Below are 15,326 nucleotides of genomic sequence, written 5' to 3' on the forward strand. Positions count from 1 at the left end.
AGAGATGGCACACAAGAAGGGCGCGTCGTCCACCCGCAACGGCCGCGACTCCAACGCTCAGCGCCTGGGCGTCAAGCGCTTCGGCGGCCAGCTGGTCAACGCCGGCGAGATCATCGTCCGCCAGCGCGGCACCCACTTCCACCCGGGTGACAACGTCGGCCGTGGCGGCGACGACACCCTGTTCGCGCTGACCGCCGGTCACGTCCAGTTCGGCACCAAGCGCGGTCGCCGCGCCGTGAGCATCGTCCCCGTCGCGGAGTAAATCTCCGTCGCGAGGGGTTGAGACAAGGGGTGGATCGCCTGCCGATCCACCCCTTGTCCCGTTGTACGACTCCTTCCGTGGAAGGGCCGGTTTTGTGGCCGGTCCCGTGTGGAGGGCTCGGTCGTACGGCCGGATCCTCGTACGGGGGAGCGGCCGATCGGCGGGGCACCTCTGCGGAGCCCGTTCGTCTGAGGGGGCGGAGGTACCCGTTTCCTGAGGGTGCTCGGCTGGATGTGATGGTGTGCCCGTACGCGGGCCTATGGAGGAGAAGAGCTGAATGCCGGACTTCGTGGACCAGGTGATCCTGCATGTCAGGGCCGGTGACGGGGGGAACGGCTGCGCCTCCATCCACCGGGAGAAGTTCAAGCCGCTCGGCGGCCCCGACGGCGGCAACGGCGGGCGGGGCGGGGACGTCATCCTGGAGGTCGACCCCAACACCGCCACCCTGCTCGACTACCACCGCCGCCCGCACCGCAAGGCCGGCAACGGCAAGCAGGGGCAGGGCTCCAACCGCGACGGCGCCAACGGGGGCGACGTGGTGCTGCCGGTACCGAACGGCACCGTGGTCAAGGACGCGGCGACCGGTGAGGTGCTCATCGACCTGGTCGGCGCCGGCACCCGTTACGTGATCGCCGGCGGCGGCCACGGCGGCCTCGGCAACGCCGCGCTGGCCAGCACCAAGCGGAAGGCGCCCGGGTTCGCGCTGCTGGGCGAGCCGGGCGACGCGCTGGACGTGATGCTGGAGCTGAAGAGCGTCGCCGACGTGGCGCTGGTCGGCTTCCCCAGCGCGGGCAAGTCGTCGCTGATCGCCGCCCTCAGCGCGGCCAAGCCGAAGATCGCCGACTACCCGTTCACCACCCTGATCCCCAACCTGGGCGTGGTCACCGCGGGCGACAACGTGTTCACCGTGGCCGACGTGCCCGGCCTGATCCCCGGCGCGTCCGAGGGCAAGGGGCTCGGCCACGAGTTCCTGCGCCACGTCGAGCGGTGCGACATGCTCGTGCACGTCATCGACTGCGCCACCATGGAGCCGGGCCGCGACCCCGTCACCGACTACGAGGTGATCGAGGCGGAGCTGCACGCCTACGGCAAGCTGGAGGACCGGCCGCGCATGGTCGTGCTCAACAAGGCCGACGTGCCCGACGCCCGTGACCTGGCCGACCTCGTACGGCCCGAGTTCGAGGAGCGCGGGCTGCGGGTGTTCACCGTGTCGGCGGCGGCCCACGAAGGGCTGCGCGAGCTCACGTACGCGATGGGCGAGTGGGTGGCCGCAGCCCGCGCCGCCAAGCCCGTCGAGGAGCCGACCAGGCTCGTCATCAGGCCCAAGCAGCTCGGCGAGGCCGGGTTCAAGGTGCGCAAGGTCAACGACGACCTGTTCCAGGTGACCGGCGAGAAGCCGGAGCGGTGGATCAGGCAGACCGACTTCAGCAACGACGAGGCCGTCGGCTACCTGGCCGACCGGCTGGAGCGGCTCGGCGTCGAGGAGGAGCTCGCCAAGGCCGGCGCCACCGCCGGGGTCGAGGTGGTGATCGGGCCGATGGAGGGCGGTTACATCTTCGACTGGCAGCCGACGCTCAACGCCGAGGCGGTCCGCCAGGGGCCGCGCGGCACCGACAGCCGCCTCGGATAAACCGTTTGGCGGGCTCGGATAGGGTTTGGACGTGCGGGAACAGATCGGTTCAGCGTCGAAGGTCGTCGTCAAGATCGGCTCATCGTCGCTCACGACCCCCCAGGGCATGATCGACGTCGACCGGGTCGACGCCCTCGTCGACGTGCTCGCCGCGCGCCGCCGGGCCGGCACCCAGCTCGTGCTGGTGTCGTCGGGCGCCATCGCGGCGGGCCTGGGCCCGCTCGGGCTGCCCGCGCGACCGCGCGACCTGGCCACGCAGCAGGCGGCGGCGTCCGTCGGGCAGGGCGTGCTGGTCGCCCGCTACACCTCCTCCTTCGCCCGGTACGGGCTGCGCGTCGGCCAGGTGCTGCTGACCGCCGACGACATGATGCGGCGCACCCACCACGTCAACGCCCAGCGCACTCTCGACCGGCTGCTGGAGCTCGACATCGTGCCCATCGTCAACGAGAACGACACCGTGGCCACCGACGAGATCCGCTTCGGCGACAACGACCGGCTGGCCGCGCTGGTCAGCCATCTCATCCGGGCCGACGCGCTGATCCTGCTGTCCGACGTCGACGCGCTCTACGACGGCCCGCCGAGCCGGCCGGGCGCGCGGCGGCTGGCGGAGATCCGCGGGCCGGAGGACCTGGTCGGCGTCCAGCTCGGCAAGGGCGGCGCCGTCGGCACCGGCGGCATGATCACCAAGGTGCAGGCGGCCAGGATCGCCACCGGCGCGGGCGTGCCGGTCGTGCTGACCGCCGCCGCCCACGCCGCGCACGCGCTGGCCGGAGACGACGTCGGCACCTTCTTCCATCCCCAGGGCCGCCATCCGGGCACGCGCCTGCTGTGGCTGGCCCACGCCACCACCGGGCGCGGCCGGCTCCACCTCGACGCCGGCGCGGTCGAGGCCGTCGTCACCCGGCGCAAGTCCCTGCTGCCGGCCGGGGTGACCTCCGTCGAGGGCGAGTTCGCCGCCGGCGACCCGGTCGACCTGTGCGGACCGCGCGGCCGCGTGGTGGCACGCGGCCTGGTCAACTTCGACGCGATGGAGATCCCAGGCCTCCTCGGCCGCTCCACCCGCGACCTGGCCACCGAACTCGGCCCGGAGTACGAACGCGAACTGATCCACCGAGACGACATCGTCATACTGGAACCCCAAAGCTGACCGGAATACTGGAGTCCCAAGGCCGACCGAGACACAAAGTCCCAAGGCTGACTGGATAACAGAGTCCCACGGCTGACACACGAAGGGCCCGTCCGGTTGTGCGAAGGGCTCGCCTCGCTCTGGACTGAGGAACGCAGGGAGCGAAGCGACCGGAGTGACGAGGGAAGAGCGAGGCTCGAAAGAGCCCTTCGCCGCGGAGCGAAAGCGGAGCAATCAAACATGAACACAGAGTTCCTGAAGGTCGCCCACGCGGCACGAGAGGCCGCCGCCGAGCTGGCCCCGCTGCCGCGGGCGCCCAAGGACCGGGCCCTGCGCGCCGTCGCCGACGCCCTGGTGGCGCATGCCGCCGAGATCGTCGAGGCCAACGCCGCGGACGTGGAGCAGGCCAGGGCGCAGGGCACCGCCGAGGCCATGATCGACCGGCTGCGGCTCGACGAGGGCCGGGTGGCCGCCATCGCCGAGGCCGTGCGCCAGGTGGCCGACCTGCCCGACCCGGTGGGCGAGGTGGTGCGCGGCTCCACCCTGCCCAACGGGCTGGAGCTGCGTCAGCTCAGGGTGCCGCTCGGTGTCATCGGCATCATCTACGAGGGCCGCCCCAACGTCACCGTCGACGCCGCCGCGCTCTGCCTCAAGAGCGGCAACGCGGTGCTGCTGCGCGGCTCCTCCAGCGCCTACAGCTCCAACACCGCCCTGGTGAAGGTGATGCAGGAGGCGCTGGCCGCCACCGAGGTGCCGTCCGGGGCCGTACAGCTCGTGCCGGGCCTCACCCGCGACTCGGTGAAGACGCTGATGCGCGCCCGCGGGCTGGTCGACGTGCTCGTCCCGCGCGGCGGCGCGTCGCTGATCAACTCGGTCGTGGAGGAGTCCTCCGTCCCGGTCATCGAGACCGGCACGGGCAACTGCCACGTGTACGTCGACGCCGGCGCCGACCTCGACCTGGCCGTGGAGATCCTGGTCAACGCCAAGGCGCAGCGGCCGTCGGTGTGCAACGCGGCCGAGACGTTCCTGGTGCACGCCGACGCGGCCGACGCGTTCGTGCCCCGGGCGCTGGAAGCGCTGAAGGCGGCCGGGGTGACCGTCCACGGCGACGCGCGCGTGGCCCGCTACGGCGACGACGTGGTGCCCGCCACCGAGGACGACTTCACCGCCGAATACCTCTCGCTCGACATCGCGGCCGCGGTCGTCGACTCGCTGGAGGACGCGGTGGCCCACATCCGGCGTTACGGGTCCGGCCACACCGACGCCATCGTCACCCGGTCCCAGCAGGCGGCCCGGCGGTTCGTGTCGCTGGTCGACTCGGCAGCGGTGGCGGTCAACGCCTCGACCCGGTTCACCGACGGCGGCGAGTTCGGGTTCGGCGCCGAGATCGGCATCTCCACGCAGAAGCTGCACGCGCGCGGGCCGATGGGCCTGCCCGAGCTGACCTCCACCAAGTGGGTCTACACCGGCGAGGGCCAGCTGCGCACCGCCGAGGGCACGGTCATCGCCAAGTCAGGACAGTGACGTGATCGGGTCGCGGGCGGCGTGTCGGCGCCCGCGGCCCCGCGCGCGCCTCCTTGACTGAGCGCATGGAGATCGTCATCGCCCTCGCGTTCGCGGCCGCCGTGCTGTTCGGCGCCGACCGGCTGATGCTCTGGCTGGAGAGCCACGGTCACGTCAACTGGCGCAGGAAGGGGCGCAGGGATCTCGGGCGCGAGCCCAGGGCCGAGCTCGACAAGCTGCTGTCGTGATCGGAGTCGGCAGATAGAAGTTTCGGCGTGCCTCAGGCGTCCACACCTTTCACAGCGCTAGGGTTGTGTCCCTTATGGGCGCGCCGAGCGGGGAGGGACGGTGAGCAAGCTCGGCAAGGTCGGGCCGTACACCCTGCTCGAGAGGCTCGGCCGGGGTGGCATGGGCGAGGTCTACCTCGCCAGCGCCCGCCGTGGCGAGCGCGTCGCGGTCAAGGTCCTGCACGACCTGACCGAGAACGACGCCGCACGCATCCGGCTCGAACGCGAGGTCCGGGCACTGCGCCGGGTCGAGAGCCCCTATGTCGCGCGCGTGCTCGACGCCGACCTGTCCTGCGACCGCCCCTATCTGGTGATGGAGCACATCGAGGGTGTCACCCTGCTGGAGCGGGTGCGCCAGGACGGGGCCCTCGATCTGGCGGAGCTGGTACGGCTCGCGCAGGGCATCGCCGCGGCCCTGGCCATCATCCACGCCGCCGGGGTGGTGCACCGCGACCTCAAGCCGGCCAACATCATCATGGGCGCCGGCGGGCCGGTGCTCATCGACTTCGGCATCGCCCAGGTGCACGACGCCACCCGGCTCACCCTGACCGGCACCTTCCTCGGCACCCCCGGCTACACCGCCCCGGAGATCTTCGCCGACGAGCAGGTGGACTCGCCCGCCGACGTGCACGCGTGGGCGGCGACGGTGGCGTTCGCGGCGACCGGGCGGCCCGCGTTCGGGCGGGGGACCGCCGAGGCGCAGATGTACGCGGTGCTCAACGGGCAGGCCGACCTCAAGGGCGTGCCGGTGGAGCTGCTGCCGCTGGTGCGGGCGGCGCTCAACCGCGAGCCGCGCAAGCGGCCCACCGCCGCGTTGCTGGCCGACCGGCTGGCCCGGCTGGTCAAGGCGAGCGGTCTCGACGACCCCGACGCCGGCGCCGGTGAGCCGGGGGACGCCTCGCGCCCCGGGGGCAACGTCCCGTCGCCACGCGGCCGTGGCTCCGAGCCGGCGGCTCGGGGGCGTTCCGGAGAGGTGCCCGCGCCGCGCGGGCGTTCAGGCGACAGCGTGCCGCCTCGGTCCCGCACAGGTGAAGGGGCGGCGTCGCGTGCTGAGGGAGGACGCGGGCGTTCGGGAGACAGCGTGCCGCCGCGGTCGCGTGCGGGTGAGGTGGCCGCGCGTGCGGAGGGGGTGCGCGGGCGCTCGGCTGACAGTGCGCCGTCGCGGTCTCGTACGGGTGAGGCGGCTGCGCGTGCCGACGGGGCGCGGGGGCGTGCCGGAGAGGTGCCCGCGCCGCGCGGGCGCGCCACGGACGAGGGGACGGGCCGGGGCCGGGCCGACGGGACCGCCGGGCGCGGGCGGGCTGACGGTGCGGCGGGACGGGGGAAGAGTGACGGGGCCGCCGGGCGCGGGCGGGCCGACGGCGCTGTGGGGCATGGGAAGACCGACGGGGCCACCGGCCGTGGGCGGGCCGACGGGGCTGCGGGGCGCGGGAAGAGCGACGGGACGACCGGGCGCGGGCGGGGTGAGGCTGTCGCCGCGACGGGGGCCGCGGCCGCCGGGACCGGAGGGCGGGGCAGGGCCGGTGACGGCGCCGGGCGGCGGGCCGTGGAGACGGCCGCGGGGCGCGGGCGGAGCGGCGAGGGCGCCGTGCGGGCCAGGGCGCAGACGGCGGCGCGGACCCGCACGAGGACGCAGAGCGTGGCCAAGGGCGTCAAGAGCAGGGCCGAAGGGGCCACCACGCTGCCTGCCGGGAACACGGCGCTGCTGCTGCTCGCCGTCCTGGCCGTGCCGTGCGTGGTGGCGTCGGTGATGTGGCCGATCGCCTCCATCGGCATCACGGCCGTGTTCGTGGTGCTGACCAGGGCGCTGTGGATGAGCCACTGGATGGTGCGCAACCACGCCGAAGGGTGGCTGCGGGCCACCATGAGGGCGGTGACGCTTCCGTTCGCCCTGTCCGGAGCGCTGGCCAGCGCCGCCGTCTGGCCGGGGGCGCCCGTGGCCGTCGCGGCCGGCGGAGCGCTGTGGATCACCGGCGGCGGTCACATCGACTCGACCTGGTGGCAGCAGCCCGCTCCGGTCACCGCCGCCGCCGTGGTGTTCGGCATGCTGTGCGGCGGCATCACCGGGCGCGAGATCGAGCGGGTCGGCGCCCGGCTGCCCGAGCTGCGCAGGGAAGGGCTGCGCGCACTGGCCGTGCTGGGCGGGTTCGTCGCCCTGTGCGCGGCTGCCGTGCGCGCGATCGCCCTGCTGCTGTGACGGTCAGCCGTCGCGGCGCGCGAACCGGTTGAAGATCCGCTCGCCGGCGTTGACCGCGCCCTCGGCCACGTCGCGGAGCACGCCGATGAACGGGTCCTGGGACTCCGACCAGGACCTGCGGTAGGACTCGGCGGCGGCCTTCACCTCTTCGCTGACGCGGGCGTTGGGGTCGTCCTCGCGGCGCGGGTAGTCGCCGCCGATGATGCGGTCGTACTCGCCGCTGCGCTGCCACTTGTCGAGCTCGGCCACGCGGACCACGGCGAACGGGTGGGTGGTGCCGAGCAGGTTGAGCACCTTGAGGAAGCCGTCGCGCAGGTCGCCGGCGGTGTCGTACTCGGCGTACTGCTCCAGGAACGCCTCGATGTTCATCTCGTGCGTGTAGTCGCCGCCGGCGAGCTTCATCAGCGCGCGCTTGGCGGCCTCCGGGTCCTGGCCGGTGAGCAGGCCGCCGCGGTCGGAGGACAGCTCCGACTTCCGGTACCACTCCTCCAGTCCGGCCACGATCGCGCGCAGGCCGATGTAGCCGAGCGGGATCCAGGCGACGCGGGCCGCGAGGCGGGTGAGGATGTCGAGCATCGTCCGGTAGACGGCGTGGCCCGACAGGATGTGGGACGTCTCGTGGCCGATGACGAAGCGCTGCTCCTCCTCGTTCATGAGGTTGAGCAGGCCGGTGGTCACGACGATGAACGGGTCGTCGAAGCCGATGGCCTTGGCCTGGACCTGCGGGTCCTGCTGGACGTAGATCTCCGGGATCCGGTGCAGGTCGAGGACGTAGGCGGCGTCACGGCCCATGTCGTAGAGGGAGCGGAACTGGGTCTCGCTCACCCGCACGGCAGAGGCGAGGTACATGAGGCGAAGGCGCCGCTCGCTGACTAGGCCGGACATCTGCTTGAGAACCGTGTCGAACCCGCTCAACTTGCGCAGAGCGACCAGAGCCGACCGGTCTGCGGGGTGTTCGTAGGCACGGGACGAGATGCCGGGCAGTTGGACGCGGCTGCGGTCCGGGGTGGTCGTCATGCCCGGCATGCTACGTCCGCGACGGGAGGTATGCGCGGCCATCGTGAAGGGGGGTGCCGTGATGTCTTGTGGAGGCTTCCGCGTAAGGTCCGTTTCATGATGAACGCGCCTGGTATGCAGGGGAAGCGACGCGTGGGAGTCATGGGCGGCACGTTCGACCCGATCCACCACGGGCACCTGGTCGCCGCCAGCGAGGCGGCCCATCATTTCGAGCTCGACGAGGTCGTGTTCGTGCCCACCGGCAGGCCGTACCAGAAGTCGGAGCGCGAGGTGTCCGCGCCCGAGGACCGTTACCTGATGACCGTCATCGCGACCGCGTCGAACCCGCGCTTCTCCGTCAGCAGGGTGGACATCGACCGCCCCGGGCCCACGTTCACCATCGACACCCTGCGCGACATCTCGGAGATCTACGGGCCGCAGGTGGAGCTGTTCTTCATCACCGGCGCCGACGCGCTCGGCGCCATCCTCGACTGGCAGAACGCCGACGAGCTCTTCCAGCTGGCCCACTTCGTCGGCTGCACCAGGCCGGGGCACCACCTGCACGACCCCGGGCTGCCCGAGGGCAGGGTGACGCTGCTGGAGATCCCGGCGCTGGCCATCTCGTCGTCGGAGTGCAGGCAGCGCGTGGCCAAAGGGGAGCCGATCTGGTATCTCGTGCCCGACGGGATCGTCCAGTACATCAACAAGCGCGACCTCTACCGCTCGCACGAGTGAAGTAGTGCCGTACGTGGGGCAGGACGGCCGTAACGGGTACCCTCCATATAGGGCATGTTGCCGACTCAGGAGGTCCGACCCGCACCGTGACAGCATCTGACACCGCCGTCCAGCTCGTGCGCATCGCCGCCGAGGCCGCCGCCGACAAGCTGGCCGAAGACATCCTCGCCTACGACGTCAGCGAGCAGCTCGTCATCACCGACGCCTTCCTGCTCTGCTCCGCCACCAACGACCGCCAGGTCCGCGCCATCGTCGACGAGATCGAGGAGAGGCTGCGCACCGAGGCCGACGCCAAACCGGTGCGCCGCGAGGGCGAGCGTGAGGGCCGCTGGGTCCTCCTCGACTACATGGACATCGTCGTGCACGTCCAGCACGAGGAAGACCGCACCTTCTACGCCCTGGAGCGGCTGTGGAAGGACTGCCCGGCCATTTCCCTGCCGGAGAGCGTCATGCAGGCCAACATCCAAAGGGCCCGCACTTGAGCAGACGCATCGTCTGCCTCCGTCATGGGCAGACCCTGTGGAACGTCGAACACCGTTTCCAGGGCCATTCCGACATCCCGCTCGACGAGACCGGCCAGGCCCAGGCGGCCAGGGCGGCGTCCCTGCTCGCCTCGCTGCGGCCGACTCTCATCGTGTCCTCCGACCTCCAGCGGGCCAACGACACCGCCCTCGCCCTCGGCCGCGTCACCGGCATCGAGGTGGCCGTCGACAAGGACTTCCGCGAGCGGGGCGGCGGTGAGTGGGAGGGCCTGACCCGCCAGGAGATCGCCGAACGCTGGCCGCGCGAGTACGTCGCCTGGGAGGCCCCCGGCGGCGAGGCCGTGACCGACGTCGCCGTCCGGGTCGCCGCCGCCATGCGGCGCTGGGCGGCCAAGCTCGACGACGACGGGCTGCTCGTCGTGGCCTCCCACGGCGCGGCGCTGCGGCTCGGCATCTGCGAGCTGCTCAGGCTGCCGCTGGAGCTCTGGTCCGCCATCGGCGGGCTGGGCAACTGCTCGTGGTCCGTGCTCCACGAGGGGCGCAGCGGCTGGCGCCTGCTGGAGCACAACGCCGGCACCCTCCCCGAGCCGATCAGCAGCGACGACAGCCCCGACGCCGAGGGGCGCCAACCGGCGTGAGCGGCCGCTCGCGTCACGCGGGCGGCCGTCTCTTTCGCCGTTCCCGGTACGGGCGTGCGATTAGGCGAATCGCCGGGATGGCTATATGCTCTCGGAGGCCCGCTCGCGAGCGGTGATCAGGGGCTATGGCGCAGTTGGTAGCGCGCCTCCATGGCATGGAGGAGGTCTGGGGTTCGAATCCCCATAGCTCCACAGACGATGCCCCGCCCTCACGGCGGGGCATTTTCGTGTCTCCGGCCTCAGTGTTCGTGTCTCCGGCCTCAGTGGGCGAACGCGAATCCCGCCGCCCGGAGCCTGGCCGAGCTCACCGGCACGGTCGGCGTCCTGATCTCGCCGCGGAAGGTCAGCGGCGGCCACCCTCCGGCGGCGCAGATCTCGCCGAACACCTCCGCGTTCGTCCGGGGCGCGACGGCATCGGGCACGGCGTTGTAGATCCCCGTCAGGCCCTCGCCGACGACGAAGCCGAGGGCGGCGGCCGCGTCCCTGTAGTCGATCCGGTAGAGCAGCGCCTCGGCGGAGAAGGGGACGCTCCCGCCCAGCATCTCGTGGGCGAGCTTCACCCGCGCCGGGTAGTCCATGTCACGCGGATGCCCGTACACGTCGGGGATGCGCACGACCGCCCCGCCGGCCGTGGCGAGGACGGCGGCCTCGGCGGCGGCGAAGTTGCGCGGGGAGGCGTCGGGGTCGCCGGTCACGGGCGTGTCCTCGTCCACCACGGCTCCCGCGCCGGCGCCGTAGACGGACACGGAGCTGGTGAAGACCACGCGGGGATGCGCCTCGACGGCGGTGCGGGCGCTGGCGGTCAGCGTGTCCGCGTACTCGGCGACCCGCTGGGCGGCGTCGAAGGAACGGGCCAGGCGCGGGCTCACGGTCAGGACGACCGCGTCGGCCTCCTCGACCACCCGCTGGACGGCCGCCCGGTCGCTGCCCCGCAGGACCGCCACGTCCGAGCACACCTCCCGGAGCTCGCCGACGCGGCCGGGCGTGGTGGTGGTGCCGGTCACCCGGTGGCCCGCGGCGGTCCAGCGGCGGGCCAGCTCCATGCCGACGTTGCCGCAACCGATGATCACATAACGCACGTCACGACCTCCTGAGGGAAACGCTGTTTCACTTTGCCTCATGGACCGCCCCGTACGCCAGCGAAACCGCGGCGGGCGGGGGAGTATGAGGGAGGGCTTTCGGAAGGAGGAGACATGGGCGAGCCGGTCGCGGAGCCGCGGTTGCGTCAGGTCGTGGACGGGGTGTTCGCGTGGGTGCAGCCGGACGGGACCTGGTGGGTGAACAACGCGGGCGCCGTCGCCGGTGACGGGGCCGTCCTCGTGGTCGACACGTGCGCCACCGAGCAGCGGACCAGGCGGTTCCTGGAGGCGCTGGACGAGGCCACCGGGGGCGTGCCGGTGCGGCTGGCGGTCAACACCCATCAGCACGGCGATCACGCGTACGGCAACAGCCTGCTTCCCGAGGCCGCCGTGCTGTTCGGGCACGAGGCCATGCGGGCGGCGCTGCTGGCGGACTTCGTCATCGACGGGTGCCCGCCGTTCTGGACGCCGGTGCCCGACTGGGGGAACGTCACGCGGCGGGTGCCCGACGTGGCGATCCGCGGCGAGGTGACCGTGTTCGCGGGCGGGCGGCGGGTCGAGTTGCGGCACCCCGGGTACGCGGCGCACACGCCGGGCGACGTGGTGGCGTGGCTGCCCGAGGAGCGGGTGCTGTTCACCGGCGACCTGATCTTCAACGGGCTGACGCCGCTGGTGATGATGGGGTCCGTACGGGGTGCGCTGGAGTCGCTGGAGTGGCTGGCGGCGTTCGGGGCCGAGCACGTGGTGCCGGGGCACGGGCCCCTGGCGGACGCGGCGTCGCTGCCGGGGATCCTGGCGGCGCACGAGCGCTACTACCGGCTCGTGCTCGACGTCGCGCGGAAGGGGCGCGAGCACGGGCTCACTCCCCTGGCGGCGGCGCGGGGGGCCGACCTGGGCGAGTTCGCCGCGTGGGACGACGCCGAGCGGTTGGTGCTCAACCTGCACCGGGCGTACGCGGACGCCGAGGGGGGCGAGGTGGACCTGCTCACCGCCTTCGGCGACGCGATGACCTACCACGGCGGCCCGCTGCCGACCCGGGTCTGACGGCGGCCCGCCTTCTGGCAGCATGGCCGGGTGATCAATCCGACGACCACGGTCCGGGGGTTCGCCGCGGGGGATGAGGGGCCGCTCGTCGCGGCCTGGAACCGCGGGATGCCCGCCGACCCCACGACGTCCGGCCGGCTGCGTGACTGCGTGCTGCTCGATCCCAACTTCGACCCCGAGGGGCTGCGGGTGGCCGTGGTCGGCGGGGAGTTCGCCGGGTGCGCGTACGGGGTGCGCAGGCTGGTTCCGCTCGCCCCGTCGACGGATCTGGAGCCGGGCACCGGGTGGATCCCGTTCTTCTTCGTGGCGCCGGAGCATCGGGGGCGCGGGCTGGGGCGGCGGCTGGTGGAGGAGGCGCTGGCGTTCCTGGCGCGGCATGGGCGCACGACGGTCGAGTTCGCCCCGTACACGCCCAACTACGTGCTGCCCGGGGTGGATGCGGCGCTTTATCCGGACGCGTACCGGTTGCTGGAGAGGCTGGGCTTCCGGACGTTGTACACGCCGGTGGCCATGGACCGGACGCTCGTCGGCTACACGGTGCCGGACGAGGTGCGGGAGCTGCGGGCGGCGCGGGAGCGGGAGGGGTACGCGTTCCGGGCGCCGGCCGATGGGGAACTGCCGGAGCTGATCAGGTTCGCGGCCGGGGTGTTCAATCCCGACTGGGGCGAGGCGATCAGGAGGATGGGCGACCGTGGGCGGCTGATCGTCGCGGTGAGGGAGCGCGTCGTGGGATTCGCGGCTTACGGGGCGTACCGGGGGATCCCCGAGCGGTTCGGGCCGTTCGGTGTGGACCCCGCCGAACGCGGCACCGGGCTCGGCAAGATCCTGCTCCACGCGGCGATGACGGGCATGCGGGCCGAAGGGCTGCACGGGTCGTGGTTCCTGTGGACCGGCGAGACCGGCCCGGCGGGAAACCTCTACACCAGAGCCGGATACGAGGTCACCCGGCGGTTCCACGTGATGCGGCTGGTTCAGCCGCGGTAGCGGCGGACGATCCGCTCGGCGGTGTCGGCGACCCGCGCGCGCAGCTCCGGAGGGGAGACCACCTCGGCGTCGGCGCCCAGCCTGAGGAACTCGGCCACCGCGTGCCCGACGGACTCGATGGGCAGCGTCACCGTGATCCAGCCCTCCTCGTCCGGTGGCTGGGCCGTCTCCTTCGCCGCCGCGACCACGCCGGGCGTCATCAGGTCGCGCAGCCGCTCCAGGCCGGACGGCGACAGCCGCACCACCGCCTCGCCCCGGCGCAGCCTGGCCTCGAACTCCGCCAGGTAGCCCTGCCAGTGGGCGGCCAGGTCGAAGCCCGCCGGGCGGATGATCCGTCCGGGCAGCGGGTGGAGCTCCAGGATCTGCGACACCCGGTAGGTGCGCACGCCGTCGCCGCAGCGGGCCACCAAATACCACCGCCCGGCCTTGACCACCAGCCCGTACGGCTCCAGCCGGCGTTCCACCTCCTGGGGCGCCCGCCAGCGGCGGTAGCGGACCCGCAGCGGGTGCTCGTTCCACACCGCCTCGGCCACGGCCGGCAGGTGGGTGACCGGCTCCGGGTCCCGGTACCAAGCCGGGGCGTCCAGCAGGAAGCGCTCCTGGATGCGGCCGGCCCGGTCGCGCAGCTCCACCGGCAGCGCCGCCATCAGCTTGAGCTGGGCGGCCGCCACGACCGCGCCCAGCCCCAGCTCGGCCGCCGGGCCCGGCAGCCCGGCCAGGAACAGCGACTCGGCCTCGTCGGCGGTCAGCCCGGTCAGCCTGGTGCGGTAGCCGTCGAGCAACTGGTAGCCGCCGCTCGGCCCGGCGTCGCCGTAGAGCGGGATGCCGGCGGCGTGCAGCGAGTCCACGTCGCGGTAGATCGTGCGGACCGACACCTCCAGCCGCTCGGCGAGCTCCCTGGCCGTCATCCGGCCCCGCGTCTGCAGGAGCAGCAGGATCGAGACGAGGCGGGAGGCACGCACATCACTGACACTACATGTCAGCGACCCGCCCTTACCGTCTCCGCATGAACGACTTCGACTTCCTCGCAGGCACCTGGAACGTGGCGAACCGCCGCCTGGTCAAGCGCCTGGCCGGCAGCGACGACTGGGAGGAGTTCCCGGGCGTGTCGACCAGCACCCGCCACTTCGGCGGCGCCGCCAACTTCGACGAGATCCACTTCCCCACCCTCGGCTACAGCGGGCTGACGCTGCGGCTGTACGAGCCGGCCACGAGGCTGTGGTCCATCTACTGGTCCAGCAGCCGCACCGGCACGCTCGACCTGCCGCCCATGGTGGGCGGCTTCGACGGCGACCGCGGCCGGTTCTACGCCGACGAACTGCACGAGGGGACGCCGGTGCGCTCCCGGTTCCTCTGGACCGTGCTCGGGCCGGACGCCTGCCGGTGGGAGCAGGCGCTCTCGGCCGACGGCGAGCGGACCTGGGAGACCAACTGGACGATGGACTTCACCAGGGCCTAGGAGTTGGCCGACAGCAGCACGGCCGCGGCCAGCGCCACCACCAGCAGCAGGACGCCGCCCACCGCGAACAGCCACCACCAGCCCGACCGGGACTTCCTGGTCTCGTAGGCGACGTCGGGCAGCAGGTCCGGCGTGTAGTCGAGCCGCTGCGTCCGGTTGTCCTCCAGAGGCGGCATGCGCGGAGGCTGGGGGAACAGGGGCGCCGCGTTCGCGGGCGGCGGGAGGGGGTGCGGGGGCGTCGCCTGCCGCCGCGGCGGGGGCGGGGCCGGGGCGTCCCAGCGACGCCTGATCGTCATGTCCCCTTCGGGACCGCCGGGCTGCTCTGGATTCATGATGCCCTTCGGAGGCGGGGTGTGCTCCAAGATTGTCACATCTGCCGCCTTCGTCCCATCCGGACCGGTCAGGACGGGGGCTGCTGCCAACCCTGCGGGTTCTGGTAGGGCCCGGGGTTCGGGTTCTGGTACGGGCCCGCCTGCGGGTTCTGGTGCGGGCCGGCCGGGGGCTGCTGCTGGGGCGGGCCGGGCTGCTGCCAGCCCTGCTGGGGGCCGGGTTGCGGCTGCTGCCAACCCGGGGCGGCGGGCTGCGGCGTGCGGCGGGCGACCACGGCCCAGATCAGGAGGCCGACGCCCGTCGTCGCCAGCACGAACGAGACCAGCCCCAGCAACGCCAGCACGCCGCCCGCCTCGCGGAGGCCGACGCTCTCCACGATGGTCCGCAGGAAGATCGTCTGGCCGAGCCGGAGCAGGCCCTCCAGCAGCAGCGCGACGCAGCCCAGCAGGCCGATGACCGCCGCGCGTCCGTGGGTGCGCCGGCCCATGGCCGTTACCACGACGCCGATGCCCGGCACCGCGCAGGACAGGATCGCGAGCAGCACGTTGAGGAGGTTCGAAGAGGCCATGCCGGA

17 protein-coding genes and 1 tRNA gene are annotated in these 15,326 nt (G+C 72.7%); 13 read left to right on the forward strand and 5 right to left on the reverse strand.

Annotated elements, in window-relative coordinates:
* Window positions 1-4 precede the first annotated feature (4 nt).
* The 6 genes from rpmA (at window position 5) to ACZ6YG_RS00105 (ending at window position 7,005) form a co-directional block, all read left to right on the forward strand.
* Window positions 5-262, forward strand: coding sequence for a 50S ribosomal protein L27 (gene rpmA, locus ACZ6YG_RS00080; RefSeq protein ID WP_068925700.1), 258 nt, complete (start codon window positions 5-7; stop codon window positions 260-262).
* Between the two features lie 277 nt (window positions 263-539).
* Window positions 540-1,892: a GTPase ObgE gene (gene obgE / locus ACZ6YG_RS00085; protein ID WP_148029978.1), complete on the forward strand. Its 1,353-nt coding sequence runs from the start codon at window positions 540-542 to the stop codon at window positions 1,890-1,892.
* 31 nt (window positions 1,893-1,923) lie between these two features.
* Window positions 1,924-3,039 carry a glutamate 5-kinase gene (gene proB, locus ACZ6YG_RS00090; protein WP_396989217.1) on the forward strand — a complete coding sequence of 372 codons (1,116 nt, stop codon included), beginning with the start codon at window positions 1,924-1,926 and terminating at the stop codon, window positions 3,037-3,039.
* A gap of 219 nt (window positions 3,040-3,258) precedes the next feature.
* Window positions 3,259-4,542 carry a glutamate-5-semialdehyde dehydrogenase gene (locus ACZ6YG_RS00095; RefSeq protein WP_466016766.1) on the forward strand — a complete coding sequence of 428 codons (1,284 nt, stop codon included), beginning with the start codon at window positions 3,259-3,261 and terminating at the stop codon, window positions 4,540-4,542.
* 65 nt (window positions 4,543-4,607) lie between these two features.
* On the forward strand, window positions 4,608-4,769 hold the full coding sequence (locus ACZ6YG_RS00100) for a hypothetical protein (protein WP_187281013.1): 162 nt from the start codon (window positions 4,608-4,610) through the stop codon (window positions 4,767-4,769).
* A 100-nt stretch (window positions 4,770-4,869) separates the two neighbouring features.
* The gene (locus tag ACZ6YG_RS00105) at window positions 4,870-7,005 is read left to right on the forward strand and encodes a serine/threonine-protein kinase (RefSeq protein WP_466016767.1); all 2,136 of its coding nucleotides are present in this window, start codon (window positions 4,870-4,872) and stop codon (window positions 7,003-7,005) included.
* 3 nt (window positions 7,006-7,008) lie between these two features.
* Here the strand turns inward: ACZ6YG_RS00105 and ACZ6YG_RS00110 are convergent, their stop codons facing one another.
* Complete coding sequence (locus ACZ6YG_RS00110) at window positions 7,009-8,022, reverse strand: M48 family metallopeptidase (RefSeq protein WP_148029982.1); 1,014 nt, start codon at window positions 8,020-8,022, stop codon at window positions 7,009-7,011.
* Window positions 8,023-8,118: 96 nt separating this feature from the next.
* Here ACZ6YG_RS00110 and nadD point away from each other — a divergent pair, with 96 nt between their 5' ends.
* From nadD to ACZ6YG_RS00130, 4 genes are all read left to right on the forward strand, one after another.
* Window positions 8,119-8,736, forward strand: a complete 618-nt coding sequence (gene nadD / locus ACZ6YG_RS00115) for a nicotinate-nucleotide adenylyltransferase (RefSeq protein WP_148029983.1) — start codon at window positions 8,119-8,121, stop codon at window positions 8,734-8,736.
* Window positions 8,737-8,822: 86 nt separating this feature from the next.
* Window positions 8,823-9,218 carry a ribosome silencing factor gene (gene rsfS, locus ACZ6YG_RS00120; protein ID WP_148029984.1) on the forward strand — a complete coding sequence of 132 codons (396 nt, stop codon included), beginning with the start codon at window positions 8,823-8,825 and terminating at the stop codon, window positions 9,216-9,218.
* The gene (locus ACZ6YG_RS00125) at window positions 9,215-9,856 is read left to right on the forward strand and encodes a histidine phosphatase family protein (protein ID WP_148029985.1); all 642 of its coding nucleotides are present in this window, start codon (window positions 9,215-9,217) and stop codon (window positions 9,854-9,856) included. Before rsfS ends, ACZ6YG_RS00125 begins: the two co-directional genes overlap by 4 nt.
* Before the next feature lie 119 nt (window positions 9,857-9,975).
* Window positions 9,976-10,048, forward strand: a tRNA-Ala gene (locus ACZ6YG_RS00130).
* A 68-nt stretch (window positions 10,049-10,116) separates the two neighbouring features.
* Here the strand turns inward: ACZ6YG_RS00130 and ACZ6YG_RS00135 are convergent.
* Window positions 10,117-10,935 (reverse strand): NAD(P)-binding domain-containing protein, encoded by an 819-nt coding sequence (locus ACZ6YG_RS00135; protein WP_466016768.1) that lies wholly within the window; start codon window positions 10,933-10,935, stop codon window positions 10,117-10,119.
* 114 nt (window positions 10,936-11,049) lie between these two features.
* Between ACZ6YG_RS00135 and ACZ6YG_RS00140 the strand changes: the two genes are divergently transcribed.
* The gene (locus ACZ6YG_RS00140) at window positions 11,050-11,979 is read left to right on the forward strand and encodes an MBL fold metallo-hydrolase (protein WP_466016769.1); all 930 of its coding nucleotides are present in this window, start codon (window positions 11,050-11,052) and stop codon (window positions 11,977-11,979) included.
* Between the two features lie 30 nt (window positions 11,980-12,009).
* Window positions 12,010-12,963, forward strand: coding sequence for a GNAT family N-acetyltransferase (locus tag ACZ6YG_RS00145; RefSeq protein WP_466016770.1), 954 nt, complete (start codon window positions 12,010-12,012; stop codon window positions 12,961-12,963).
* Here the strand turns inward: ACZ6YG_RS00145 and ACZ6YG_RS00150 are convergent.
* Entirely contained in the window at window positions 12,951-13,925 is a 975-nt protein-coding gene (locus ACZ6YG_RS00150; protein ID WP_466016771.1) for a helix-turn-helix transcriptional regulator, read from the reverse strand. The genes ACZ6YG_RS00145 and ACZ6YG_RS00150 overlap by 13 nt on opposite strands.
* 44 nt (window positions 13,926-13,969) lie before the next feature.
* On the opposite strand from ACZ6YG_RS00150, the gene ACZ6YG_RS00155 reads away from it, so the two are divergent.
* Complete coding sequence (locus ACZ6YG_RS00155) at window positions 13,970-14,422, forward strand: hypothetical protein (protein WP_148029989.1); 453 nt, start codon at window positions 13,970-13,972, stop codon at window positions 14,420-14,422.
* Here ACZ6YG_RS00155 and ACZ6YG_RS00160 read toward each other — a convergent pair.
* Together ACZ6YG_RS00160 and ACZ6YG_RS00165 are read right to left on the reverse strand one after the other, a co-directional pair.
* Entirely contained in the window at window positions 14,419-14,718 is a 300-nt protein-coding gene (locus ACZ6YG_RS00160; RefSeq protein ID WP_466016772.1) for a hypothetical protein, read from the reverse strand. The genes ACZ6YG_RS00155 and ACZ6YG_RS00160 overlap by 4 nt on opposite strands.
* 104 nt (window positions 14,719-14,822) lie before the next feature.
* A complete protein-coding gene (locus ACZ6YG_RS00165; protein ID WP_148029991.1) occupies window positions 14,823-15,320 on the reverse strand; it encodes a hypothetical protein in 498 nt (165 codons plus the stop codon).
* Between the last annotated feature and the right edge of the window lie 6 nt (window positions 15,321-15,326).

This window comes from Nonomuraea sp. NPDC054003 (genome assembly GCF_055585125.1).